Source organism: Mesorhizobium sp. LNHC229A00 (assembly GCF_000502415.1).
GTDB lineage: Bacteria > Pseudomonadota > Alphaproteobacteria > Rhizobiales > Rhizobiaceae > Mesorhizobium.
The window spans coordinates 1-794 of sequence record NZ_AYWQ01000125.1 but is presented as its reverse complement, the minus strand read 5'-3'; the positions used below and the strand labels follow the sequence as shown (position 1 = coordinate 794).

The window sequence follows — 794 nt, the reverse complement described above, 5'->3', positions numbered from 1 at the left end:
ATCGCTCGGCCTCGCCGCAGGCCGTCGCCGCCTCCAAGGCGCTTGCGCGCCGACTTGGGCCGGCAATCGACGACGCGGTCATCGGAGAGACGGTCGCTCTGCTGGCCAATGCATGGGAAACGACCGACGCCGCCGAAGGAATCGCGGCCTTCTTCGATCGCCGCAGGCCGCGTTGGCAGGCGTGAGGCTAGCCGGGAGCCGTTCGATGGTCGCCGCTCGAACAGGCAGAGCGGCGAACGACGAATTGCCGTAACAATCTAACAATCACGGTCATCTCCCACAGAGTTGTATCGCAACCTCGCTCTGTCACATCGCCGGCTGCTATCCGCATGGGATCTGGATGTCGGCGGCGTGAACGAGGGCCATGCATCAAGAGGCTTTGGGTGCATAGGAGAGTATGCCGCTCTTGCCCATGATCTTCTTGCCCAGATCATATGTGGCTCTATCGAGCGCGGCCCATTCCGCACTTTTCACGCTCTGCTGACGATGATGGATGCCGTAGGGGGATCCTCACGCCCCCGTATGTTCCAGGAAGGCGACTTAGATGTGAGCTTTCGGGAGGTTGTCCATTCGAACCGGAGGGAGGAGACTGGAGTTACCAGGCTTCAGCATCCACCGGAGGGTCCGAATGAACATCCACAAGAATGCCCGTCTGACGCCTTTGCGTCGAGAGGAGATGGCGCTTTCGATGATAGAAGGTGCTTTTTCCCAAGCCCATGCGGCGCGCGTCTACGGCGTGTCGGCCAAGATCGTGGCGCGTTGGGTCGAGCGCTATAAGGCCGAAGGGCGCGCAG

At 61.2% G+C, this 794-nt stretch carries 1 protein-coding gene and 1 pseudogene; both read left to right on the top strand.

The window, feature by feature from the left end:
- Nucleotides 1-185: pseudogene (locus X742_RS1000000175155) on the top strand (enoyl-CoA hydratase); the annotation flags it as partial.
- A gap of 443 nt (nt 186-628) precedes the next feature.
- Nucleotides 629-794: leucine zipper domain-containing protein (locus X742_RS1000000173650; RefSeq protein WP_156939512.1), on the top strand; the 166-nt coding region annotated here is incomplete at its 3' end.